Origin of the sequence: Pseudoruminococcus sp., assembly GCF_047012705.1 — a bacterium.
GTDB lineage: Bacteria > Bacillota > Clostridia > Oscillospirales > Acutalibacteraceae > Pseudoruminococcus.
On sequence record NZ_JBKXNW010000001.1, the window covers coordinates 111,080 to 135,059 of the forward strand.

Here is a 23,980-nt window from a genome sequence, read left to right on the forward strand (position 1 = left end):
CCATTCCTTTCAATAATAAAGGGTTTTATTTAAAATCAATCTTTAATTTCTGCAAGCTGCTCTTCAAGAACTTTTTGCTGTTCCTTGAGTTCATTAAGTGCAAGCTCATACTGCTCTTGGTTAGGAGCTTTTCCGTGCCAACCTACCTGGTCTTCCATATAGGAAACGCCCTTACCCTTGATTGTTTCTGCAATAATAACTGTTGGCTTACCCTTTATGGATTTAGCCTTTTCAAAAGCTTCCTCAATCTGATTGAAGCAATGGCCGCAAATCTTGATAACCTCAAAACCAAAGCTTTCAAATTTCTTATCGAGAGGCTCAAGACCAGCAACTTCGCTAACCTTACCATCAATCTGCAAGCCATTATAATCTACGATATAGCAAAGATTATCAAGATTATGATGCGCTGCAAACATTGCGGACTCCCAAACTTGTCCTTCTTCACATTCGCCGTCACCAAGCATTGCGTATACACGATAGGAGGCATTATCCATCTTAGCTGCAAGAGCCATACCGCAAGCCGCAGAAACACCTTGTCCGAGTGAGCCTGAACTCATATCAACGCCCGGAGTACCCTTCATATCCGGGTGACCTTGAAGCATTGCACCTATATGACGAAGAGATTTTATCTCTTTCTCTGGGAAATAACCCTTGATTGCAAGTGCTGCATACAAACCCGGGCAACAATGGCCCTTAGAAAGTACAAATCTATCTCTGTCTGCCCACTTAGGATTTTTAGGGTCTACATTAAGCTCCTTAAAGTAGAGGTATGTAAAAATATCAGCGGCAGAAAGTGAGCCACCCGGATGGCCTGATTTAGCGTTGAAAACACCCTCAATGATAAGCTGTCGTACTTTGTTGGCAGTAATTTTCAGCTCTGCTTTTTCTCTTTTGTCCATGGATAATATTCCTCCCGTAAAATGAATAAGAAATATATTTAGACTTTCGCTTTATGCGAAATCCATTGCGTATTTATTGACCTGTTATTTTTTTGGTGCAATTCTCCTGCCAGAAGAACCATCGCTTTTGTTCGGTGGTCTTCTTTGGCTGTTTACAGAATATTGTTTGCTATTCGCTCTCTGAGAAATCTTTTTTCTTCTGAGCATCATAATCACAACAAAGCCTATCCCTGCAACACCGAGTACTATTAAAATTATACCTATAACCAAAAGCCATTCGCCGTTTCCGACATATTTGCCGTCTTTAAAATCTTTAAAGCTTCCACCCTTAGAATTTTCATTACTTGATTTTTTATCACTCTGCTCTGCATTCTGTGAACTAATCTCTGCTTCAACCTGGCTTTGAAGTTCTGCCCAATCGGAAGAAGTCATTCTTGAGGTTTCCTTAGAAGTTTCGGTTTTAATAGTACTTGAACTACTATAATCATTATCAGCCATAGCGACTATCGGACAAGAAGCTACAAGAATCATCGCCGAAAGTATAGCTATAAGTTTTTTTCTGAATATGATATGCTTCATTATCCAATCAATCCTTATGATTTATTCGTCAAAAGATTTGCATTAAAAACAGTGATACCAAATTGTATTTTAACACAACAAACGAAAAAAATATAGTAGCAACACATAAAAACCGCAAAATTCCTACTATTTCAACAAAATTTTCTAATAAATTGTAGAATAAAACAACAAATTAGATTTAGTAAAAATTGTAAAAATAAATTTCTTGCTATTTAAGATTTTATTCCTTGTATAATGTCTAACTCTTTTAACCTATGGTTTATTGCATTAAGCACCGGCATCTTTCTTAAACTCCAAAGCGGAGCAATAAGTTCATCAGGGTTTCCATCTCCCGTCAATCTGTGTATTACCATTTTCTCTGGCAAAACAGAAATAATCTCACAAACTATTTCTATATATTCTTCCTCAGTAAGTGCTTTAAATTCGCCATTTTCATACATTTCAAGAAGTTTTGTATTTTTTAAAATATGCATAAGCTGTAATTTAATGCCGTCGGCTGTTTTTCCGATATATTTTGCTGTAGAAAGAATATCTTCTTTTGTTTCGTGAGGCAAGCCTATAATCATATGAGTTATAATTTCAACACCAATATTTCTAAGTTTTCTGACTGCTTCATCATAACACGAAAGCTCGTAACCTCTATTTATAAGCTTTGCCGTTGATTCATTTATTGTTTGCAAGCCTAATTCTACCCATACGGGTTTTATGCGATTAAGTTCGGAAAGCAATTCTATAACATCATCGCCAAGGCAATCGGGTCTTGTGGCAATCGACAATATTGCTATATCATCTCGCATAATTGTATTTATAAATAGTTTGCGAAGATATTCAACAGGAGCATATGTATTAGTATAGGCTTGAAAATATGCTATAAATCTATCTCCCTGATATTTTTTGCTGACAAGAGTTTTTGCTTGCTCAATCTGCTTAGCAATATCAGTATTAAAATTTGCGGCAAAATCTCCTGAACCTCCAGCACTGCAAAAAATACAACCGCCCTTGGAAATCTTACCATCACGATTAGGACAAGTCATTCCACCATTTAGTGATAGTTTATAAAGCTTTTCGCCGTATCTTTCCTTTAACATATAATCTAAAGAGCGATATCTTCTGCCACCCCAGAACATTTTTTCCATTTTGTTTTTCCTCATATTTTATTTTATATTAAACGCAAATCAAGCGAGTCAAAAGACTCGCTTAAATTTTATTAAAAAGATTATTATTTTTTAGATTCTGGCATTGAAACTACAATTTCTGCTTCTTCTCGTATATCGTTTTCTATGCCTGATATTTTTTCAGTAACATTATTAAACAAGCCCATTATGGTTGCTCTATATCTTGACGCAAGATGAAAGCCTAATAAAGCCATCAATGTTGTAAACACAACAATAAATGCTATAGCCCCAGTAAGCTTTGCTGTTTTCTTCAAACCTCTTTCGTTAGATTTTCGCATAATTCCCTCCGCAGTATCTTTTATTGCTATAATATTATATCCTAATATAAATTACTGCAATAGGCAAGTGGAAATAACCAATAAAAAACTTATTCCAGTATTTTTAAAGAATTTTTTCCATACCGTATTTCTGAATACTTAAGCCGCATTTTTCATAAAAGATTTTTGCAGATTCATTACAATCCCATACATTAAGAGTGACATTATAGCAACCGTTTTTCTTAGCGAAATCTAAAACAAATTCATAAAGTTTTGTACCGACCTTATAACCTCTTGATTTCTCTGAAACACATAAATCGTCTATATAAAGAGTAGTCTTATTATACATAGAACTGCCATGATGCTGAAATATGCAAAAAGCATAACCGAGTATTACATCATCTTCTGCGACAAACATTGGTTTCTCATCATTTTTAACTAAGGTTTCAAGTTCTTCTGTTGTATACTTTTTCTCGCCTGCTTTGAAAAGGTCCGGTCTGCCGTCTGAATGTACTTTTTGAACTTGATATAACAATTCCTCTATCTGTGGTATATCCTCTTTTTTTGCTCGTCTGATATTCATTTTAGTCCTCCGAATTTATAATTTAATTTTCTCTGCCTTGCATATTCTTTGAACAGCAAATTTACCGGTTGCTACGGCACATGGTAAACCGCCCGGTGAATATATCCACTGTCCCGAAAGTTGGAAATTATCGATACCGTCAATTTTACCGTTATGACCTCGTGATTGTTTAGATTTAGGTGTAGACATAAAAGACATCCAAGAGCCTTTATATGCTCCGCAATATCTCTCATAGGTTGCAGGCGTTGCTACATCTATAATCTTAATTCTGCTCTCAAGCTCTGGAAAATGCTTTAAAATACGCTTTAGAATTTCCTCAGCAATACGCATTTTTTCAGCTTTATAGGCTTCTTTATTTTCATAAAGCTTTTTCCAGTAATCAAATTGTTGTGTGTTTTGAGAAATATAAGATGTAATGGTTGTCTTGCCATTTTTAACAAGAGATTTATCGTATGAGTATACCCTCATACCAACTCTATCTTCGGTTTTTCCTGCAATTTCATACTTTTCAGAATCAAATATAAATGAAATCGGCAAATTGCTAACATCGCCGTCAACAGCAAATGCTACAAGAACATTTGATTGCAGGGGATTATTTTCAAGGTCATCGTAGTATGGTTGAAGCTGTTTATCAACATACTTGCCACGAAGTAGTTTTTGTAGGGTGACATTTGCATCACAGGTTGAAATAACATAATCTGCGTCAATAATATCCCCATTCTGAAGTTTTACTCCTACTGCTTTGCCGTCCTTTATGATAATTTCATCTACGCTTGTATTAAGTCTTAGCTGACCGCCGAGAGATTTATATTTATCTGCCATTCTCATAGCCATAGCTTTAGAGCCTCCAACAGGAATACCGCCGTTGCCACTCACAATGGTAGCATAAGAAAACATAACCTGTGAAATGGAATAATTATCCGGCATAAAGCTCCTAAACACTTTTTGCAGAATAGGACTTTTGAACCTCTCTGCAAATTCCTTACAGCTTACTGCACTATATTTTTTCATAGCACCAAAGCCTGACATCATCTTTTTGCCGAGCTTCATCATATCAATGATACTCATCATATCCATAGGCTTTGATGTAGGCATTTCAATACTTTCCACAGCCTTGCAAGCGGAGATAAATTCATCAATCAGTTCAGAATCTTCAGCAGATACAGACAAAAGTTCCTCTCTTAACTTATTATAATCATTATAGAAACATATCTTTTTTCCATCATATTCAAACATATAATAATAGTCTAAATTGATTATATCAATGCCGTCTAAAGCGCCAACTTCGCACCACAAATCATAAAGCTCAGTATCCTTTTTAGTACCTGTAAGCCAATGAATACAGCCGTCTATATGACTGCCCTGCCTATCCCAGCCTGTACATTCTCCGCCTGCGACAGAATTTTTTTCAAGCACTATGCTTTCAAAGCCATATTTCTGTGCAAAGATTCCAGAAGTAAGGCCCGAAATTCCTCCACCTACAATAACAATTTTTTTCATAGCAGTTTTCCTCCTATTAAATTTATTTATGCTCTTAAAATATCAACTATCCATTCAGCCTTTGGACAAGGTGCATCAGGATTTATTGCCGCAAATGTTGCAATTCCTTGTATTGCACACCAAAAAGCTATTGAAAGCTCTATAGGATTTCCTTGTCGAATTGAACCCGATTTCTGACCTTCTTCAATCAGCTTGACAGATTCGGAGATGTTATTAACCTTTAATGCAATTTCACGAATATGTTCAGGTGTTCCTTTGTCTATCTGTGCATTAGCCATAAGCACAAACATCTTTGCAACATTTCTATTCAAATTTATTGATGAAAAAATCCAATCAGTAACACATTCAAAAAAATCAATCGGGTCATCAAACTGAATTTGCATAGAATTTTGAGTTCCACCAAGCCCCATCTCTACAAGTTCTTTATAAACCTGCTCCTTAGACTCAAAGTAATGAAAGAAAAGCCCCGCACTCATATTTGCCGCCGCAGAAATGTCACTTATCTTAGTTCCTGCAAAGCCTTTTTCGACGAATAAATCTAAGCTAACCTCGAGTATTTTATTTCTTCGTTCTTCCTTTTGCTCTTCTCGTTTATTCATAAATAAGCTCCTACGAAAAGTTATTTTATTGAATTTTTATTCATTGAATTTTTATTTAACGAAATTATAGCACTGCACATCTATCTTGTCAATAATTTTTCCAAAATAAAGACATAAAAAAGAGAACCCTTTCGGATTCTCTTTATCTTTGATTATTTTATATACATAGAAATATCAAAAGCTTTTACTGAGTGTGTTAATGCTCCTATTGAAATAATATCAACACCACTTTCAGCAACAGCTCTCAAAGTTTCATTAGTGATACCGCCTGAAGCCTCAAGCACTGCTCGGCCGTTAGTAATTGCAACAGCTTCTTTCATAAGTTCAGGACTCATATTATCGAGCATAATTATATCTGCTCTAACTGCAAGAGCCTCTTTGAGTTCGTCGAGGTTTCTTGTTTCAACCTCAATCTTTGTCATATGACCGATTTTCTTTCTCAAAGCAGTAACTGCTGCTGTGATTCCGCCTGCTGCATCAATATGATTATCCTTGAGCATAGCTGCATCAGAAAGATTATAACGGTGATTTTTTGCACCGCCTGTCATAACAGCATACTTCTGAAGAGGACGCATACCAGGAAGCGTCTTTCTTGTATCAGCGATACTTGCATTAGTACCCTCAACAATTTTCATCGCTTGATTAGCTGCCGTAGCAATACCGCTCATATGCTGAATAAGGTTGAGTGCAGTTCTCTCGCCCTTTAAAAGTGAAGCTGTTCTGCCCTCAAGACGCATAATCTCATCGCCATATTTTACGCTCTCACCGTCTTTGATGAGAATTTCGATTTTAATATCACTATCTATAAGTTCAAAAACTCTTGCGGCAACCTCTGCACCACAAAGTATGCCCTCTGCCTTTGCAACAAGTCTACCCTTGCCCATCTGCTCGGCAGGAATGAGGTAATCTGTTGTAACATCACAATAATTGATATCCTCTAAAAGAGCTGTTTTAATTAAATTATCAACATAAATTTTATTCAGAATCATTGCTAACCTCCTCAAGAATTATGCAAGCAACAGAAGCAAGACTCCTTGCTTCAACAAAATTGTGGTCGATTTTGTAGTGCCCATTAAGGAGTAAATCTCTGATTTCCTTTGCTCGCTTTAAACCTGCCGGAACAGCACTTGGGTCCGGAATTACGAAATGAGCTGTCTGCATAATCTTTCTGATTTCGGTTCTAAGTCCATGTGGAAGTTCATTACCCTCAAGAGATTCCTTAGGTGGAAGTTCACCAACAGAAACTCCCTTATCATTTTTGAGCTTTTCTGTAATATCCTGTGCGGCACGGCGTGAGAATACCAATGCCTCAAGCAAAGAGTTACTCGCAAGGCGGTTTGCACCATGAACGCCTGTGTGTGAGCATTCTCCTGCGGCATAAAGTCTATCGACAGTAGTTCTTGCATTAAGGTCAACATCTATTCCGCCCATAAGGTAATGCTGGCATGGGAATACCGGTATTCTATCCTTTGTAATATCAATACCTTCTTCAAGGCAACGCTCATAAATCATTGGGAAACGATTTTTTACGAATTCTGGGTCTTTATGTGTAATATCAAGATAGAAATTCTCATTGCCCTTTTTGCGTGATTCAAGAATGATTGCATTTGAAACAACATCTCTTGGAGCAAGCTCTCCACGCTCATCATAATTAAAGGCAAATCTTTCGCCATCGCAGTTGAGCAAAACTGCTCCTTCACCACGAACAGCCTCGCTTATAAGGAAACGCTCTCTATCCGCTTCTGCGGCAAAAGCCGTTGGGTGGAACTGAATCCAACTAAGGTGTTTAATTCTTGCACCAAGCATATGTGCAAGAGTAATACCGTCACCCGTTGCGATAGCCGAGTTTGTAGTATACTGATAAACTCTGCCGATACCGCCAGATGCCATAATGCAGTATTTTGCACCAACAAAAGCCTGTTCTCCGTTATCGAGAATTAAACCTGCAAAGAATCCATTATCTGCCTTTTCGAGAGAATAAAGAAGTGTATTCTCAAGAATATCAACATTCTTATGTTCCTTAACCTTTTCGATAAGTGCATCGACAATAGCTCTGCCCGTTGAATCTTTATGGTGAACTATTCTATGTCTTGAATGTCCCGCCTCAAGTGTCATCATCATTTTACCTGATTCGTCAAGGTCGAATGCAACGCCCATCTCTTTAAGCTTTAGAACATCTTGAGGACCTTCGGAAACAAGTACCTCGATTGCAGCTAAATTATTTTTATACTTACCTGCAATAAGCGTATCAGCTATATGTAGTTTAAAATTATCATGGCTCTTATCAAGAACAGCCGCAACACCGCCCTGTGCCAATGAGGAATTGGAAAGTGGAAGTTCTCTTTTGGAAATAAGCAAAACACTTACATTCTCAGGAAACTGCAATGCTCCGTAAAGTCCGGCAGCACCTGCTCCAACAATAATAACATCATATTCCCGCTTCATAATCAGTACCTCTTTTTATTTTACATTTCTAAAATTTTATTATTCTAAAAAACCTTAGACTTATTTTATTGTATCATAAATCACATCAAAATTAAATAGGAAAAATAAAAAAAGTGCCGACTGAACGACACTTTTTATTTTAGGCGAAATTAAGTCAATTTTTGACCGCATTTAACACAAAAAGCTGATGTTGCAGTATTTTGTGTTCCGCAATTTTGGCAGAATATAATATTATTTGTTTCTTTTATCTTCGGAGGTAAAAGTCTAATAGCTTCTTCGACAGTTTTTGCAATTCCGTTGCGTATATATCCTGAGATTTCTAACGCATTATCCCAATAATCTTTTGGTATAACACAAACCTGTGCATTACTCATATATATTTCAAGTGAGTTTAATTCTTCTACTGCTTTTTGATATTCTCCAAATTTAGCTTGACACATACTGCGGTATTGATTATCTTGCTGTATGTATTTTTGATATTTACTTTTTTTAATAGTAGTTGCAACAGTACCCAAAATAGCAGCAATAACTAACCAAAAAATTCCTGCCAGTGACGCATAGTATGAAATTATCATTATAACACCTATGACAGCCATAACATTGCTTATAACTCTAAATACAGAAGCAGACGTAATTTTATTATTTGCTTTATATATTTTAAAATCCACTTGTGGAGTATTCAAATAATCATTATACTGTGAAAGCTCATTTACTTTTTCCTGTAAAGTTTTTCTCTTATTTATCAATTCAATAGAAAGATTTAATTTTTCAATTATATTTTCCATAATTAACAATACCTTTCTTCTTTAAATTCAATTTGATATTTTGGGCACACCCCAAGTATCTTTCGCAGTACTTAATTCTGTTACATTGTAATACTCTTTTTGAGATGTAACTTCATCAATAATCAAACCATCATAATTGTCTGAACTTTTATAATCTATATTTACATCCCAATTAACAGTACTGTCACAATCTAAGCTTATGTTATTTACGATTATCATAACATACCTTTTTTCTTTTCTTACATCATCTTCGTTCCTCTTACTTGTTACGTTATAATCATACACTAACATAAGTTTGTTATACGCATCATTGCTGTATTTATCTTCAAAATCACTTTTTAAAGATATTAAATAAGCAGATTTCAAGCCTTTATTTTCATATGAATTAAATTTATATCCAGAAGTCCAATCAAGAGGAAATCCCGCAAAAAAATTATCTCCCTCCTTCGCTGCAGTTACAACAGTTAATTTGTCGTTTATTTCTGATTGCATTTCAGATAAATCTAAACCATCTATATTAGTTATAAATTCGGGACAATCTTTGATTGTGTAACTTTTCTTATTATTTAACACTGAATATCCTAATGTTTCTATACTATACGAATCATATACAGCCGTAACTTCAAAACTATCACCATTTTTATATTTTTTATCCTCAATCTGATAATTAAAATTTTCTTTTATAATACTATCGCACGATGAGTTATCAGTAGATACAACTATATATGGTGAAGTTCCAGTATATGTAATTTTAAGTTTTTCAAATGGGTCTAAAACTTTTTCTGATGATTTAGAAAGTTCTGATATTTCAGATTTTGTTTCAGACGAAAGTACGACAGAAGATTCATATGAATCAGAACTTTCATCAAAATCATAGTTTTCTGATAAAACTTCTTCATTTTTCTGACAAGCTGCTAATGATGCCACAGATGTAACAGCTAAAGCCAGAGAAACTAAAATTTTCAATTTTTTCATAATTTAATCACTCCTAAAATAGATTTATTTTTTTGTATCAATCAAAAACTTACAATTTAATTCGGGGTTATCAGTTCTGCCAAGTAAAAAATCTACTGAAACATTAAAATAATCGCCAAAAGCAATTAACGTTTTATAATCAGCTTGGCGTACTTCTGTTTCATATCTACTAATATTATTTTGACTCATGTTTAAATCCATTGCTAACTTTACTTGAGATATTTTCTTTGTTTTTCGCAATTCTTTTAATCTAAAAATTTTTACCACCCCTAATATAATTATACTCTGGTAGTATAATGTAAATATCCCGTTTTGGGATATTTTAGGGAAAGTGCTTATTTTATGCTGAATTTAGTAAGAAATTATATAAAAATAATGCAGAAACGATATTTTAAATAAATTTAATTGATTAAATAGAAAAACCGTCCACAGTTTATTTAAAAGCTGTGGACGGTCATTTTTAGATTTAATATTTTTTAGAAGCGAAGCTCTTTATAGTTGCCTAAGAACGAAAATTCCGGAAGTTCTTCTGAAAGCGAACAGAGAAGATTTTTAATATGCTCGCTCTGTGCGTTTCCTGTGAAATCAAGATAGAAAAGATATTCAAAGCTTTTTCCTACCATAGGACGAGATTCTATCTTAGTAAGATTTAAGCCATGAGAGGAAAAGCGTGAAAGCACACTGCAAAGTGAACCTTTGACATGAGAAACAGAGAAACAAAGGCTTATTCTATCTGCATCATCGGAAATTATAGGATTCTTGGATATTATTATAAAGCGTGTGCAGTTATTTTCATCATTTTGTATGCCCTCTGCAAATACTTTTAAGCCATATTCCTTAGCGGCATATGCTGAACAAACTGCTGAAAGGCTCTTATCGCCTTTTTCGGCAACCATTTTTGCGGCGGCTGATGTACTTGCATAAAGCATAGCTGAAAGTTTATGCTCATCTATAAACTTGGAGCATTGTGCTAAAGCTTGGTCTTTTGAATATACTTCCTTTACATCAGAAAGTTCCGCTCCCTCAACTCCTGCTATGCAATGATTTATCTTTAAATCGACTGCACTTACTATGTAATAACGGTATTGCAACATAAGGTCATATACATCTATAACTGAACCAGCGGAGGAATTTTCTATCGGAATAATACCATAATCCGCCTCTTTATTTTCTAATGCCTCAAATACACTGCTGAACTTTCCATAAAAAACAGGCTTGCTTTCAGGGAAAAGCTTCATCAAGGCTATGTGCGTATTTGAGCCTGCATTTCCAAAGCAAGCTACTTTTTCGTGGGTTTCATTGATTCTGACCTTGTTATCCGATAAATCAAAAAGCTTTCTTAGTTCTTTTCCTGAACCTATTATATCATGCTGTAAGCCTCGGCTTATCTCCATTATATTTTGGAAAAGAATCCTTGTACAATCGGCATATCTGCCTGAATTTGCAGTAACCTTATCTATAATTTGCTGTTCTCTCTCATTATTGAAGATTGGCATATTGTTTTCTGCCTTATATCTTGCAACATCTTCTGAACAGTTCATTCTGCGAATCAATAACTCAACAAGTTGACTATCTATCTCGTCAATTTCTGCTCTTATATCCTTTAAATCCATTCCGTAATCTTCCTTTTTATTTTTCATTCATATGGTATACTTATCCATCATAAGGTCAAGTATTGCAATCGCTGCCGCATTTTCTATAACCGGTACGGCACGAACTACTATGCAAGGGTCGTGTCTGCCTTTTATCTCAAGCTCTGTATTTTCGTGAGTTTCGAGATTTACTGTGTTCTGCTTCTGAGATATAGAGGCTGTCGGTTTAATAGCCGCTCTGAAAATAATAGGCATACCCGAAGTAATTCCGCCAAGAATACCACCATGATTGTTGGTTTCGGTCTTTATGGTATCTCCGTCATAAACAAACGGGTCGTTATTTTCACTTCCTCTATGCTTAGACCCCTCAAAACCTGAACCGAACTCTATTCCCTTAACTGCCGGAACACCAAAAATCATAGACGCAATAACATTTTCAACGCCGTCGAACATAGGAGAACCTATCCCAACATGTACGCCTTTTATAGCACATTCTACAACGCCGCCAATGCTATCCTGTGACATACGGCAATCCTCAATAAGTTCACGCATATGTGTTTCTGCACTTTCATCTATAAGACAGAATTTTTCTGTTGAAAGTCTTTCTAAAAGTTCGTCTGATATATCTACTGGGTTGAAAAGCTTATCTTCAACCGTTCCGACGCTTGCTATATGAGCGGCAATTTTAATTCCACGCTTTTCGAGAATCTGTCTTGCGACTGCTCCTGCAAATACAAGCGGCGCTGTTAACCTTCCTGAAAAATGTCCTCCGCCTCTGACATCATTAAAACCGCCGTAACGAATATGTCCTGTATAGTCTGCGTGAGATGGTCTTGGCGAGGTCATAAGATTTCCGTAATCTTGAGAGCGTGTGTTTGTATTGTGGATTACAGCACAAAGTGGAGCGCCTGTTGTTGTATCGTTGAGCATACCTGAAAGAATTTCCGGCAAATCGCTTTCTTTTCTCGGAGTAGCGGCTTTATCGTTGCCCGGTGCTCTCCTTGCCATTTGTACTAAAAGCTTATCCATATCAATCTTTTCACCCGCCGGAAGTCCGTTTATTACAACGCCTATGCCATTGCCATGACTTTCTCCGAAAATTGAAATTTCTATATTTTTACCCCATGTTGATGACATTAGCGTTACCTCCAAGATTATTATAGTCCTCAAAGAAGCTCGGATATGATTTATTGATACTTTCTGCGTCTGTGATGATAACTGGTTCTGTAGCTCTTGTTGCCGCAACGGAAAGTGCCATAACTATTCTATGGTCATTATAGCCCTGAACTGCTCCGCCATGAAGCGATTTTACACCGTTTATCTTCAAACCGTCCGGCAGTTCTGTTATATCTGCGCCGAGTTTATTTAAACCCTCTGTGATTGCGTGAAGTCTGTCGCTTTCTTTTATGCGAAGTCTTGCCGCACCCGTAATAGTGGTTGTCCCCTCTGCAAGTGACGCTACAACTGCAAGAATCGGAACTAAATCAGGAATATTTTCTGCATCAATTTCTATTCCATGAAGTTTATTGTGATTACAGCTGAGAACTTGTCCGTTTATTGTTATATCCGCACCAAATTGACGGAGCAATTCATATATAGCTTTATCTCCTTGATATGATTCAGTATCAAGATTCTCAATAAAAATATTTCCGCCCAAAGCACCAGCCGCAAGGAAAAACGCTGCCTGCGACCAATCGCCCTCTATATTCAAATGCTGCGGCTTGTAACTTTGATTACCATAAATTTTATAGCCGTTTTTAGTCTCTATTGCCGTTACACCAAATCTATCCATAGCGGAAAGCGTCATATCAATATAACTTTTGGATTCGAGAGCGGAAGTAATTACAATCTCACTATCAGCCTTTAAAAGCGGTAATGCAAGAAGTAAGCCTGTGATAAATTGCGAACTGACATTTCCTGGAACTTCAAATATTCCGGGCTTGAGTTGTCCATTTATCGAAAGCGGCAACCCGCCCTCTGTTACACAATTTACGCCCGCCTTTGGCAAGCAATCAAGGTAAATTCCGATAGGTCTTTCGGGCAATCTGCCGTGACCTATAAATTTTGCATTTACATTTCCTGCTCCTACAACCGGAATCATAAATCTTAGTGTAGAACCTGATTCTCCACAATCAAGGGTTACTTCGGTATTTGTAAACATCATTTTTCCATCAATGGTAAGTCTTTTACCGATGAGTGAAACTGCTGCGCCGAGCTCCTTTACGCAGTCTATTGTGGCACGAATATCGTTTGAAAGCTCGACCGGCTCCATTACGCTTACTCCTTGAGCCAATGCCGCACAGATAACGGCTCTATGGGCGGCACTTTTTGACGGTGGAACGGTCACCAATCCTGAGAGCATTTTTGGTTCTAATACAACATTACTCATATTTCCTCACCCTAAAACAATAATTAATATAATTATAGCATAAAACGACTAAAAATGTCCATAAACTTTTACGAACACTTTGAGTATAGTATGTATGTTAAGAGTAAGGTTTTTAACTAACACAAAAAATGCCTTTTCTAAAATCTAAAAAAGACAGTTTTCACTAACATAGTAGGTATATTAAACCCTTATTATTTTAGAGAAAATTTTATATTGCAATATTAACTGAACATATACCACAAAAATATCTTTAATTTTAATGCTATCAATATTATTTAATAATATCATCTGTTGGAGTTTTGGACTTAATGTGTTATTATAAGAATAGAGTGATTTTGAGGTGATTTATCTTGAAAAATAAAATTCTTCCCGCTCGTGAAACTATGGAACGAAGTTATGATACAAGCGGACTTACCATTTATCTATTCTTGATTCCATTCGCTATCATTATTTTGCTTTTGCTTATAGCGCTTATTATATTTACTCAAATAAAGCAAAACCCTGAAAATCCTATTGATAATTCATATGATACTCAAAGTGTTGTATTATACAATTCTGAAGATGAAGAAAAGCTTCTGACGCTTGCTTCGGTTTATTCTCCGCTTTCTGATGATTATAAACCAAATCTTGAAAATTATAATGGCATACAATATGATTCTACGCTTGAAGAACCTCTCTCCGCACTTATCAGTTCTGCGAAAGAGGACGGAGTTACTATTAAAGTTACCGGTGGATATGTTTCTAAAAATGAACAGGATAAACTATTTAAAGCAGAAGTAGAGCGTCTTATGCAAGAAAAGGATTATTCTCAGGTTAAGGCTGAAACGGAAGCAGAAAAATCTATCCCTAAGGGCAATCATTGCGACAGACAAACAGGACTTTCTATAACTCTTTCAACAAATGATAATTATGCTTGGCTTGAAGCAAACGCTTACAAATATGGCTTTATCCAACGATATACAAAATCCGGCGAGGAGGAAACAAAGGTTAAGGCTGACAATTCGCTTTTCAGATATGTCGGAATAGAAAATGCTAAGAAAATACTCATACTTGGTATGACCTTAGACGAATATGTCGATTATGTCAACAGCAGATAAATTTCGCTGTGCGAAATAAACATTTATAAGCTGAATTTTTTGTGATATTCTCCTAAAAATAAAATATTGTAAACTTTCTCTTTTATAAGTTTATGCTATATGTTATAATAAAGCTTAGACACATATGTATATATGTCAAACATTAGAATCGGAGTGAATTAGTGATGTATTATCTTGGAATCGACCTCGGCGGAACTAACATTGTCGCTGGTGTAGTTGACAAAAACTACAAAATTATCGCAAAGGAAAGCTGTAAGACAAATGTTCCACGACCAGAGGAAGAAATCTGTGACGATATGGCTCTTGTAGCAAAAAAGGCTCTTGCAGCCGCTAAACTTACAACTGACGATATTTCTTTCGTGGGTATTGGTGTTCCCGGTGCTGTTAACGGCGAAACAGGTATGATTGAATATGCTGCTAACCTCGGTTTCCATAACTGGCCTATCGTAAAGATGATGGAAGAACGACTTGGAACTAAGGTCAAAATTGAAAATGACGCAAATGCTGCAGCTCTCGGCGAATATCTTGCCGGTGCGGCAAAAGGCTCTAAAAACGCTGTTGCTATCACACTCGGAACAGGTGTAGGCGGCGGAATTATCATTGACGGCAAGATTTACAGCGGTTCAAACTTCGCAGGTGCAGAGCTTGGACATACTGTTATTGTATATAATGGCTGGAAGTGCGGTTGTGGCAGACACGGTTGTTGGGAAGCTTATGCTTCTGCTTCAGGTCTTATCAAGATGACAAAAGAAGCTATTCTCGCAGATAGCGAAAAGGGTGCTTGTATGCTTCGTCTTGCCGGCGGAGATATTAACAAGGTAAACGGAATTACTGCTTTCAACGCTATGCGTGAAGGTGACGAATACGGCAAGAGCGTTGTTGATAAGTATATCAGCTATCTTGCTTGCGGTATTACTAATGTTATCAATGTATTCCAACCTGATGTTCTTTGCATCGGTGGCGGTATCAGCAGAGAGGGCGAAACTCTCCTTGCTCCACTTCGTGCAATCGTTGAAAAAGAACGCTATACAAAACACAACAAAAAGCAAACAAAACTTTGTGCTGCAACTCTCGGCAATGACGCTGGCATTATCGGTGCAGCTTTCTTAGACTAAAATTCGACTTATCAGAAATAGCCACAAAGCTCAGAAATTTTAACTGAAAGCTTTGTGGTTATTTTTTAGTTATTATAAAATTTTCAGGAGGAATTGAGATGTCAGATAAAGTAAAAGAACAGTTTGAAAAAGAATTTTATGAAGAAGAATTTGAATTATTGATACTCACAAACGAAGAATGTAAAGGTGCTATAATGTTAGACAATAAATATCTTAATCCATCTGTACATTTTGTTGCCAGTATAGATTGTAAAACAGGAAAACTAATAAAATCTGAAGGTTGTTTAACATGGCTTATTAAAGACGAAAAATCTAGAAATGGCTATGGATATGATTTTGAAAAATATGGGATATATAAGGTTCTTGTTAGAAAAAGTATTCCTATTGAACTGGACAAATATCAATCAGAAACATGGAATAACAGATTTATGTTAGTAAAATTACTTGAAAAAGATGTTTTGAATAAGGATTTGCAAGAATTAAAAGAATATTATTTAAAGCCTGTAATTCTTGAAAATGATATGGGTACTTTTACTCTTAACAGATATTTTTCTTGGTTTGAATGTAATAATGTAGACTGGAATGGTGCAGATATACTTATATATTTGGAAGTAGATGAAAACTGTGATGAAACAGCAAATTCAGCTATGACTACTTTACTTAAATATGCAAAGGATAAACAAGGCTTTGACCAAAAAAATCGTGAGTTTGCTGCAAAAGAATTACTTGATTTGGCAAATGATTGGCTTGAAGATAACGAAGATGAAGACAAGCCAGATAAAATCACAAAAGAAATGTTTATAGATAACATTAAAATGTCTGAATTGTGTATATCACCAGATGGCAGTATAACATTATTTTATGATGATGGAGATATGTTCTGGGGTCATACTATTCAAATAATTATAGATGAAAATGGTAACTATGACAGTGCTGATATAGCAGGATAATTTGATATTAAGTATATAAAACCGTATGAGCTTTATTTTCTCATACGTTTTTTCTGTTACCATAAAATTTTATTTTCAAATATGATTTTCTTATCTGCTTTGACTATTTCTCCAATTTCATAGCAGTTGTAATATTTTGAGATAATTTCAATAATATTATTTTTGTCTGCCTGTGATACAACTATATTAAAACCAACCCCACAATTAAATGTTGAAAGCATCTCTTTATCTTCAATATTTCCTACTGATTTTATATATGAAAATATTGGAATAGGATTTATCTTGGATAAATCAATCTTTGCAGATAAACCATTTTGTATAATTCTACAAAGATTTCCCTCTATACCGCCTCCTGTAATATGTGCCATACCCTTTAAACCCTTAAATCCAAAAATTTCCTTAATTGCTTTATAATATGCTGTATGTGGTGTCATAATATTTTCAATAAAAGTTTTACCATTTATTTTATCAAGCTTAATTTGAGGCATTTTATCCATAAGCATACGCACAAGTGAATAGCCATTTGTATGAAGTCCATTTGAAGCAATAGCTAAAACAGAATCTCCCTCAGAAATTGTTGTTCCATCTATTACTTTGTTTTTATCAACAATGCCTGCTATACTTGATGTAAGAATATAAACACCCTTATCAACAACTTGTGGCTGAATAGATGTTTCACCGCCAACCAATGCACATTCATTTTCTTCACAGGCTTCGGCTATGCCTTTAACAAAAGACTTTATAGTTTCTTTTTCGGCATTTCCACAAACGATAGTATCAAGCACAGCTAATGGCTTTGCTCCCATAACTGCAATATCATTCACTAAATGGTTAATCATATCATGACATATAGATTCACTATAGCCGTATTCCATAGCTAATTTTTGCTTTGAACCAGGTTCTTCTGATTTCAGCACCAAAACAGGGTTTGAAATATCTGCAAATGATATATCATATAAAGAAGCAAATGCTCCCAGTTTATTCAATACACGCCTATTATCAGTTTCAAGGAAGCTCGCCATTTCTCTTTTTATAGAATCCGTATAGGACACATCAACGCCAGCCTTGCTGTAAGAGAAATTTTCGCTATTTCTTTTTTGCCCCATAAGTATTTCGTCAACACTGACATTCAAAAGCTGTGCAAGCTCAACCAGCATTTCAGCACATGGCAACGAACCGTTTTCCCATTTTGAAACAGTCTGAAATGTGACATTAAGTCTTTGTGCCGCTTCTGCTTGAGTTATCCCTATTGCCTTACGCCTTTCAGCTATAAATCGAGCTATTTTTTGATTATCAAGCATTATATACCCTCCGTTTTGTTAAGTTGAATTTATTATATTAAATTCTAACTATCAAAACAATAACCAAATAATTGAGATTATGAACCGAACTCAACCATAAGTTGAGTTCAATATAAATCTTAAAATAAAAGGTATATAAATTAAATATATTTTTTTACATCTACGAAAAGTCTGCCTTTACGGCTTTTGCCTGAAATTCCGACAACTTCTGCTTTGCCCTTGCCACGCATAGAAATTTTATCGCCTGCTTTAACCTCTTTTGATGTATCTATACATACAAGCCAATTAAGCGACACCGCTCCTTTTGTGATAAATTCCGCAGATTTTGTCCTTGAAAGTCCGAAACACTCTGCCGAAATGCTATCCAAACGCATAGAACTTACATTTATGCTTATATCCTGAGTTTTCAAAACAGGTACTTCATAGCTTTCGCTTTCTCGGATTTCAACATTATATCTGCCAACCTTTTTCAAATTAAATTCTACAAATTCCGAAATGGAATTATGACAGAAAAATTGTGCTTTATCTTCATTTATAATTATATCGCCTATCATCTCACGCTTTATTCCAAGCCCCATAAGCGAGCCAAGAATATCTCTATGTGTAAATTCCGCATTAGAGGAAATAACTGAATACAGCTTAATCGGCAAGCCCTCATCATTGCAATATTCGTTATCCCTGACACGACAAAGCCTTCGTTCGGCATCATCAAAACCGCCGACAAAATCTATATATCCACGAAATTCTTCTACTTTGGAAATTAGAGTTTGTTCCGCAGGTGTCAGAAAATGTGAATATTCAACAGAGTAAGTTTTTTCACTTCTTGCGATAAGGTCGCTGATTTTTCTGAGTAGAATTTTCTGTTCATCAATGGTTGTATATTTAGCTGTGAAATCTTTCATATGCTTATCCCCTATAAAATTATAAGCTAATCATACCTTAAATTTTTTATAAACTCAAGACTATAAAAAACTTGAAACAAAAACTCGGTGCCAGTCTACGACTGACACCGAGAATTTTTTCCGGGCGAATAAACTTAAAAATTATTTAAAAGTATTATTCTTCTCTCATCTTTGCAAAGCACTCGCTGCAGTATACAGGTCTGTCTTCACGAGGCTTGAATGGAACCTTAGCTTCCTTGCCGCAAGAAGCACAGATAGCTGTGAACATTTCACGCTCTGGCTTAGATGCATTCTTTCTTGCGTCACGGCATGCCTTACATCTTTGTGGTTCATTTACGAAACCCTTAGATGCATAAAATTCTTGTTCGCCAGCTGTGAAAACAAATTCTTTGCCACATTCCTTACAGATGAGAGTCTTGTCTTCGTACATTTGATTAACCTCGCTTTGGTAAATTATAATTTTGCCCTAGGACGGTTTTGCACCGCCGCCTTTGAAAAGTTTACAACGCTCTACTTTAAGCTACTTGGGCATATAATACACGAATTAGTGCTTTTTGAGTTTTTTTCGTACTCGCTGCATAGCATTATCACAAGCTTTTTCATTTATACCAATTTCGGCAGAAATTTCTGCATATGAATAACCGAGCAGATATAGAGAAAGAACCTTTTTTTCAAGCTCAGTAAGATTTTGCTCTATTGATGTATAAAGTCGTTCCTCCGCCTCTTGAGATATTACAACAGACTCAGGCTCTGAAAGATGATCGGCAGAAAGTTCAGTCTCATCATCAAGCAAAACAGAATCATTCAAAATCTTATTCTTATCACTCAGGGCGGTTCGGACAGCCGAAACAATTTTGTTCTTTACGCATACCCCCGCGTAGGATTTAAATGCTGAACCTTTTGTTTCGTCATAGCTATTAACTGCACTTAAAAGTCCGAGTAAACCTTCTTGAATCAAATCGTCAGGCTCTAAACCACTTTTTTTATATTCCGCAGCAACGGAACGGATAAGGTATAAATATCTCACAACAAGTTCACGAAATGCACCTTCGTCAGAATTTTTGGCAAGTTTCACAAGTTCTACATCTGAAAGACTGTCAAAATTACCAAAAGCCTGATTCTCGAACATGATTTCACCTCATTGCACTCTCGTACTAATAAATAATACACTATTTGAACGAATAAGTCAATGCACATTTTATACAATTTGCAAAATTTCTTATAATTTTGTGTATAAAAATAATTTATTTTCTTATATGAAATTACTTTCAATTATATCACACAAAATATTTCTTTTGAATAAAACATTGAAGTTTACTTGAATTAAATTGAATAAAATATTGATATAAATAAATTATGGTTGTATAATAAAGATAATAATGCTTAGGGGAGATTTGCAGTGGTTGTTAAAATAAATAGTATGGGAATTTACGGCATAGAAGCTTATGCTGTCTGCGTAGAAACTGATATTTCGAGAGGCTTACCTGGATTTGAAATTGTTGGCTTGCCAGGAATCGCTGTTAAAGAATCTCGTGACAGAGTTCGTTCCGCTATTAAAAACAGTGGATTTACTTTTCCATCTCAAAGAATAACCGTAAATCTTGCCCCCGCAGACATCAAAAAAGCCGGTGCATTATATGATTTGCCGATTTTAGTTTCTATTCTCACTTCTATGGGGGCATTGACTAATACCTTTGATGATGCTGTTTTTATAGGTGAACTTTCACTTTCGGGCGAGCTTAGACCTATAAACGGCGTATTGCCTATGGCTATTGAGGCAAAAAATCTTGGCTTTAAGCGTATATTCATTCCTTTCGACAATGCCGCAGAAGGTGCTGTTGTTGACGGAATAGATGTCTTCCCTATTAAGAAAGTTTCAGAACTTATATCAGTTCTGAGAAATCAAACTTCACCTCAACCATATAAAACAATAACCCGTGACACAGCACAAGCTACTTTCTCATATGATTTTTCTGATGTTAAAGGTCAGGTTCTTGCTAAGAGAGCATTGGAAATTGCTGCCGCCGGCGGACACAATATCCTTATGATAGGAAGTCCCGGCGCAGGAAAAAGCATGCTTGCAAAGCGTGTTCCGTCTATACTTCCTGATATGACCTTTGATGAAATGATTGAAACAAGCAAAATACATTCCATTGCGGGGACTATGTCGAACGGACAATCACTTATAACAGAAAGGCCCTTCCGCTCTCCTCATCATACAGTTTCCCCTGCAGGACTTTCCGGCGGTGGAACTATCCTAAGGCCTGGTGAAATCTCTCTTGCACATAACGGCGTACTTTTTCTTGATGAACTTCCTGAATTTAGCAGAACTGCAATGGAAGTCCTTCGTCAACCACTTGAAGACGGAAAGGTTACTATTTCTCGCGTCAGCGGTTCAATAAGCTATCCAAGCTCAGTTATGCTTATTGCCGCAATGAACCCTTGTCCTTGCGGATATTTCGGTCACCCTACTAAGCCATGTATATGTAGCAGAAAGGCTGTAAATCAGTATCTTTCAAGAGTTTCAGGACCTCTGCTTGACAGACTTGATATACATATCGAGGTTCAGCCTGTTAAATTTGATGAACTTTCCTCCAATGAAAAAAGCGAGAGTTCTGCAACAATTCGTGCAAGGGTTAATCATCAACGAAAATTACAGCTTGAACGCTTTAAAGGTACTTCTATAACTTGTAATGCGAGAATTACTACGGATAAACTACACGAATTTTGTCCACTTGATGATGCCGCAACTGCTATTATGAAGCGTTCGTTTGATGCTATGGGCTTATCTGCAAGAGCCTATGACAGAATTTTGAAGATTGCAAGAACTATCGCAGATATGGACAACAGTGAAGTTATTAAGCGTGACCATATATTTGAGGCTATACAATTCAGAAATCTTGATAAGAAATATTGGAATTAGTAAATGAAATAAATCAACTCATTTATATGAAAATATAATAAAATAATTTTCAAAAAAATTTCATAAAAAGTATTGACTCCTACGTTGTGTAATAGTTTATTCTATAATTACACGGGAGGTAAAAAGCTATATGATGACCGTAAACGAAGTAAGTAAATTAACTGGAGTGAGTATACGCACTCTGCAATATTATGATAAAATCGGATTACTGAAACCTACAAAGTATACAGAATCTGGTTATAGGCTATATGACGATATAGCATTAGAAAAATTGCAACAAATTCTACTGTTTCGTGAATTTGAGTTTTCTTTAAAGGAAATCAAAGAAATTATATCCAAGAAAGATTTTGACAAAAACAAAGCACTCGAGCAACAAATCACTTTGTTAACCTTAAAGAAAGAGCGTTTGGAAAATCTGATTAGCTTTGCCCGTGGAATACAATTTATAGGAGTGAAAGCAATGAATTTTTCAGCATTTGACACAAGTAAGATTGACGAATATACAAAACGAGCAAAAGAGCAATGGGGTAATTCGCAAGAATATTTTGAATTCCAACAAAAATCTAAAAATCAAACAAAAGAAAAACAAAATGAAATAATCCAAAATTTCATGCAAATTTTTGTAGAATTTGGAGCTTTAAAGAATATGCTGCCTGATTCGGCAAAGGTGCAAAACCAAGTTCAAAAGCTACAAGATTATATTTCTGAACATTTTTATAAATGCTCTGATGAAATTCTATCTAATTTAGGACAAATGTATGCCGGAAACAGTGAATTCACTATAAACATAGACAATGCCGGAGGAGTAGGAACAGCAACTTTTGTATCAAAAGCAATCTGCATATATTGTGGTAAATAAAAATAAGTCATTATTCTCAAAAATTTTTATATAAAAGCAGAAACTCCGAGATACTCAGCAAACTGAAAGTATCTCGGAGTTTTATTTATTATTCAAACTCGCTTAACAGGAATCCAAATAGCACTTTCGTAATCTGAAGAATTCGGGTTTCCTTTGGAATAATATTCTATATTACATCCCATAGCGATTTTATACTCGCCGTTATTTGGAAGCCATTCATTGAAGATCTTTGTGTTAACAGACTGCAAAGCTCCAGGCATAGAACCCACACAACGGAATTTTGCCCATTCCATATCAGGTAAATCATAAGTCACCATGCCTTCTGGAATTTCTCCACTGCTATATATTCCTGCGATAAGATAACGAAATTCGCCGTTACTACCCATATCATCAACAGATACCCCAAGCATACCGATATGATTATCTAAAATTGCTTTTTCAATAGCATTTTGTGGGTTACCTTTAACCATAAGCCTTGCTATGTATTTTTCTCTGGCTTCATCCCAAAATTTAGGTATTTCTTGATATGAGGTTTCCATAGAAAAAATCTTCTCAAAACCGATAACCTTAAAACCACTCATCTTCTCAACAATGTAATCCATATCATTTCCTCCTTGAATCGAAATAGTTATTTTCAGGGGCAAAAACGGTTTTATGTTTCTCGAATTGCCCTTTATCCTTGAGGGAGAAATTCCATGAAAGCGACTGAATGCCTTTGAAAAACTCTCTGGCGTTTCATATCCATATTTATAGGCTAAGTCTATTACTTTATTCGGCTTGGAGATAAGCTCTAACGCTGCTAAGTATAATCTACGATTTTTGATATATTCACTGATTGAATAGTTTGTTATAGTCTTAAAGCCTTTTTGCAGATAAAACGAAGAAATATTCACTTCTTTTGCAACATCTTCTGCAGTTATGTCATCAAGTAAGTGATTTTCTATAAATGCTATTGATTTTCTCAGGCTCTCTGTCCATTCCATTGTTCTCACCTCGTATAATAACTATAACTGATTTTCTTAGAAAAATCCTGTTAATTATTGCTTTGATGTGTA

25 protein-coding genes are annotated in these 23,980 nt (G+C 35.7%); 5 read left to right on the plus strand and 20 right to left on the minus strand.

The window, feature by feature from the left end:
* Positions 1-35 precede the first annotated feature (35 nt).
* The 15 genes from ACLU24_RS00510 to aroA form a co-directional block, all read right to left on the minus strand.
* Positions 36-899 (minus strand): transketolase, encoded by an 864-nt coding sequence (locus ACLU24_RS00510; protein WP_412609350.1) that lies wholly within the window; start codon positions 897-899, stop codon positions 36-38.
* A gap of 84 nt (positions 900-983) precedes the next feature.
* Positions 984-1,478, minus strand: coding sequence for a hypothetical protein (locus tag ACLU24_RS00515; protein ID WP_412609353.1), 495 nt, complete (start codon positions 1,476-1,478; stop codon positions 984-986).
* A gap of 212 nt (positions 1,479-1,690) precedes the next feature.
* Positions 1,691-2,614 (minus strand): tRNA modification radical SAM protein MnmL/YtqA, encoded by a 924-nt coding sequence (gene mnmL / locus ACLU24_RS00520; RefSeq protein WP_412609356.1) that lies wholly within the window; start codon positions 2,612-2,614, stop codon positions 1,691-1,693.
* 83 nt (positions 2,615-2,697) lie between these two features.
* Positions 2,698-2,931 carry a hypothetical protein gene (locus ACLU24_RS00525; RefSeq protein WP_412609359.1) on the minus strand — a complete coding sequence of 78 codons (234 nt, stop codon included), beginning with the start codon at positions 2,929-2,931 and terminating at the stop codon, positions 2,698-2,700.
* Positions 2,932-3,034: 103 nt separating this feature from the next.
* Positions 3,035-3,493, minus strand: a complete 459-nt coding sequence (locus ACLU24_RS00530; RefSeq protein WP_412609361.1) for a GNAT family N-acetyltransferase — start codon at positions 3,491-3,493, stop codon at positions 3,035-3,037.
* 15 nt (positions 3,494-3,508) lie between these two features.
* A complete protein-coding gene (locus ACLU24_RS00535; RefSeq protein ID WP_412609364.1) occupies positions 3,509-4,993 on the minus strand; it encodes a phytoene desaturase family protein in 1,485 nt (494 codons plus the stop codon).
* A 26-nt stretch (positions 4,994-5,019) separates the two neighbouring features.
* Positions 5,020-5,592 (minus strand): TetR/AcrR family transcriptional regulator, encoded by a 573-nt coding sequence (locus ACLU24_RS00540; RefSeq protein ID WP_412609366.1) that lies wholly within the window; start codon positions 5,590-5,592, stop codon positions 5,020-5,022.
* A 152-nt stretch (positions 5,593-5,744) separates the two neighbouring features.
* Positions 5,745-6,581, minus strand: coding sequence for a carboxylating nicotinate-nucleotide diphosphorylase (nadC, locus tag ACLU24_RS00545; protein ID WP_412609368.1), 837 nt, complete (start codon positions 6,579-6,581; stop codon positions 5,745-5,747).
* On the minus strand, positions 6,568-8,037 hold the full coding sequence (locus ACLU24_RS00550) for an L-aspartate oxidase (protein WP_412609371.1): 1,470 nt from the start codon (positions 8,035-8,037) through the stop codon (positions 6,568-6,570). Before ACLU24_RS00550 ends, nadC begins: the two co-directional genes overlap by 14 nt.
* Before the next feature lie 149 nt (positions 8,038-8,186).
* Positions 8,187-8,822: a zinc ribbon domain-containing protein gene (locus ACLU24_RS00555; protein ID WP_412609373.1), complete on the minus strand. Its 636-nt coding sequence runs from the start codon at positions 8,820-8,822 to the stop codon at positions 8,187-8,189.
* A gap of 27 nt (positions 8,823-8,849) precedes the next feature.
* The gene (locus ACLU24_RS00560; RefSeq protein WP_412609375.1) at positions 8,850-9,797 is read right to left on the minus strand and encodes a hypothetical protein; all 948 of its coding nucleotides are present in this window, start codon (positions 9,795-9,797) and stop codon (positions 8,850-8,852) included.
* A 24-nt stretch (positions 9,798-9,821) separates the two neighbouring features.
* Entirely contained in the window at positions 9,822-10,064 is a 243-nt protein-coding gene (locus ACLU24_RS00565) for a helix-turn-helix domain-containing protein (RefSeq protein ID WP_412609377.1), read from the minus strand.
* 209 nt (positions 10,065-10,273) lie between these two features.
* Entirely contained in the window at positions 10,274-11,410 is a 1,137-nt protein-coding gene (gene pheA, locus ACLU24_RS00570; protein WP_412609379.1) for a prephenate dehydratase, read from the minus strand.
* Between the two features lie 27 nt (positions 11,411-11,437).
* Complete coding sequence (gene aroC / locus ACLU24_RS00575) at positions 11,438-12,526, minus strand: chorismate synthase (RefSeq protein WP_412609382.1); 1,089 nt, start codon at positions 12,524-12,526, stop codon at positions 11,438-11,440.
* On the minus strand, positions 12,507-13,778 hold the full coding sequence (gene aroA, locus ACLU24_RS00580) for a 3-phosphoshikimate 1-carboxyvinyltransferase (protein WP_412609385.1): 1,272 nt from the start codon (positions 13,776-13,778) through the stop codon (positions 12,507-12,509). The genes aroC and aroA overlap by 20 nt, the downstream gene beginning before the upstream one ends.
* A 350-nt stretch (positions 13,779-14,128) precedes the next feature.
* Between aroA and ACLU24_RS00585 the strand changes: the two genes are divergently transcribed.
* The 3 genes from ACLU24_RS00585 to ACLU24_RS00595 all read left to right on the plus strand — a co-directional run bounded on the left by ACLU24_RS00585 (position 14,129) and on the right by ACLU24_RS00595 (position 16,940).
* On the plus strand, positions 14,129-14,875 hold the full coding sequence (locus ACLU24_RS00585) for a M15 family metallopeptidase (RefSeq protein ID WP_412609387.1): 747 nt from the start codon (positions 14,129-14,131) through the stop codon (positions 14,873-14,875).
* Between the two features lie 164 nt (positions 14,876-15,039).
* Entirely contained in the window at positions 15,040-15,990 is a 951-nt protein-coding gene (locus ACLU24_RS00590; protein WP_412609389.1) for an ROK family protein, read from the plus strand.
* Positions 15,991-16,088: 98 nt separating this feature from the next.
* Positions 16,089-16,940 (plus strand): DUF2262 domain-containing protein, encoded by an 852-nt coding sequence (locus ACLU24_RS00595; RefSeq protein ID WP_412609391.1) that lies wholly within the window; start codon positions 16,089-16,091, stop codon positions 16,938-16,940.
* A 56-nt stretch (positions 16,941-16,996) separates the two neighbouring features.
* Here the strand turns inward: ACLU24_RS00595 and purM are convergent, their stop codons facing one another.
* The 4 genes from purM to ACLU24_RS00615 all read right to left on the minus strand — a co-directional run bounded on the left by purM (position 16,997) and on the right by ACLU24_RS00615 (position 20,272).
* Entirely contained in the window at positions 16,997-18,241 is a 1,245-nt protein-coding gene (gene purM, locus ACLU24_RS00600) for a phosphoribosylformylglycinamidine cyclo-ligase (RefSeq protein WP_412609394.1), read from the minus strand.
* Positions 18,242-18,381: 140 nt separating this feature from the next.
* Positions 18,382-19,143, minus strand: coding sequence for a YlmH family RNA-binding protein (locus tag ACLU24_RS00605; RefSeq protein ID WP_412609397.1), 762 nt, complete (start codon positions 19,141-19,143; stop codon positions 18,382-18,384).
* A 154-nt stretch (positions 19,144-19,297) separates the two neighbouring features.
* Positions 19,298-19,573 carry a zinc-ribbon domain containing protein gene (locus ACLU24_RS00610; protein WP_022265296.1) on the minus strand — a complete coding sequence of 92 codons (276 nt, stop codon included), beginning with the start codon at positions 19,571-19,573 and terminating at the stop codon, positions 19,298-19,300.
* Positions 19,574-19,687: 114 nt separating this feature from the next.
* Entirely contained in the window at positions 19,688-20,272 is a 585-nt protein-coding gene (locus tag ACLU24_RS00615) for a sigma-70 family RNA polymerase sigma factor (protein WP_412609401.1), read from the minus strand.
* Between the two features lie 270 nt (positions 20,273-20,542).
* Between ACLU24_RS00615 and ACLU24_RS00620 the strand changes: the two genes are divergently transcribed.
* On the plus strand, positions 20,543-22,066 hold the full coding sequence (locus ACLU24_RS00620) for a YifB family Mg chelatase-like AAA ATPase (protein WP_412609403.1): 1,524 nt from the start codon (positions 20,543-20,545) through the stop codon (positions 22,064-22,066).
* A gap of 130 nt (positions 22,067-22,196) precedes the next feature.
* Entirely contained in the window at positions 22,197-22,925 is a 729-nt protein-coding gene (locus tag ACLU24_RS00625; protein WP_412609406.1) for a MerR family transcriptional regulator, read from the plus strand.
* A 92-nt stretch (positions 22,926-23,017) separates the two neighbouring features.
* On the opposite strand, the gene ACLU24_RS00630 is transcribed toward ACLU24_RS00625, so the two are convergent.
* Positions 23,018-23,908: an AraC family transcriptional regulator gene (locus ACLU24_RS00630; protein ID WP_412609409.1), complete on the minus strand. Its 891-nt coding sequence runs from the start codon at positions 23,906-23,908 to the stop codon at positions 23,018-23,020.
* Positions 23,909-23,980 lie beyond the last annotated feature (72 nt).

Bases quoted from the DNA above. Each gene is read 5' to 3' on its own strand.
- ACLU24_RS00530 (WP_412609361.1), bottom strand. From the start codon at position 3,493: ATGAATATCAGACGAGCAAAAAAAGAGGATATACCACAGATAGAGGAA.
- ACLU24_RS00515 (WP_412609353.1), bottom strand. From the start codon at position 1,478: ATGAAGCATATCATATTCAGAAAAAAACTTATAGCTATACTTTCGGCG.
- ACLU24_RS00560 (WP_412609375.1), bottom strand. From the start codon at position 9,797: ATGAAAAAATTGAAAATTTTAGTTTCTCTGGCTTTAGCTGTTACATCT.
- ACLU24_RS00555 (WP_412609373.1), bottom strand. From the start codon at position 8,822: ATGGAAAATATAATTGAAAAATTAAATCTTTCTATTGAATTGATAAAT.
- aroA (WP_412609385.1), bottom strand. From the start codon at position 13,778: ATGAGTAATGTTGTATTAGAACCAAAAATGCTCTCAGGATTGGTGACC.
- ACLU24_RS00535 (WP_412609364.1), bottom strand. From the start codon at position 4,993: ATGAAAAAAATTGTTATTGTAGGTGGAGGAATTTCGGGCCTTACTTCT.
- ACLU24_RS00625 (WP_412609406.1), top strand. From the start codon at position 22,197: ATGATGACCGTAAACGAAGTAAGTAAATTAACTGGAGTGAGTATACGC.
- nadC (WP_412609368.1), bottom strand. From the start codon at position 6,581: ATGATTCTGAATAAAATTTATGTTGATAATTTAATTAAAACAGCTCTT.
- ACLU24_RS00595 (WP_412609391.1), top strand. From the start codon at position 16,089: ATGTCAGATAAAGTAAAAGAACAGTTTGAAAAAGAATTTTATGAAGAA.
- ACLU24_RS00615 (WP_412609401.1), bottom strand. From the start codon at position 20,272: ATGTTCGAGAATCAGGCTTTTGGTAATTTTGACAGTCTTTCAGATGTA.
- ACLU24_RS00610 (WP_022265296.1), bottom strand. From the start codon at position 19,573: ATGTACGAAGACAAGACTCTCATCTGTAAGGAATGTGGCAAAGAATTT.
- aroC (WP_412609382.1), bottom strand. From the start codon at position 12,526: ATGTCATCAACATGGGGTAAAAATATAGAAATTTCAATTTTCGGAGAA.
- purM (WP_412609394.1), bottom strand. From the start codon at position 18,241: ATGCTTGATAATCAAAAAATAGCTCGATTTATAGCTGAAAGGCGTAAG.
- ACLU24_RS00630 (WP_412609409.1), bottom strand. From the start codon at position 23,908: ATGGAATGGACAGAGAGCCTGAGAAAATCAATAGCATTTATAGAAAAT.
- ACLU24_RS00590 (WP_412609389.1), top strand. From the start codon at position 15,040: ATGTATTATCTTGGAATCGACCTCGGCGGAACTAACATTGTCGCTGGT.
- ACLU24_RS00550 (WP_412609371.1), bottom strand. From the start codon at position 8,037: ATGAAGCGGGAATATGATGTTATTATTGTTGGAGCAGGTGCTGCCGGA.
- ACLU24_RS00525 (WP_412609359.1), bottom strand. From the start codon at position 2,931: ATGCGAAAATCTAACGAAAGAGGTTTGAAGAAAACAGCAAAGCTTACT.
- mnmL (WP_412609356.1), bottom strand. From the start codon at position 2,614: ATGGAAAAAATGTTCTGGGGTGGCAGAAGATATCGCTCTTTAGATTAT.
- ACLU24_RS00605 (WP_412609397.1), bottom strand. From the start codon at position 19,143: ATGAAAGATTTCACAGCTAAATATACAACCATTGATGAACAGAAAATT.
- ACLU24_RS00510 (WP_412609350.1), bottom strand. From the start codon at position 899: ATGGACAAAAGAGAAAAAGCAGAGCTGAAAATTACTGCCAACAAAGTA.
- ACLU24_RS00540 (WP_412609366.1), bottom strand. From the start codon at position 5,592: ATGAATAAACGAGAAGAGCAAAAGGAAGAACGAAGAAATAAAATACTC.
- pheA (WP_412609379.1), bottom strand. From the start codon at position 11,410: ATGGATTTAAAGGATATAAGAGCAGAAATTGACGAGATAGATAGTCAA.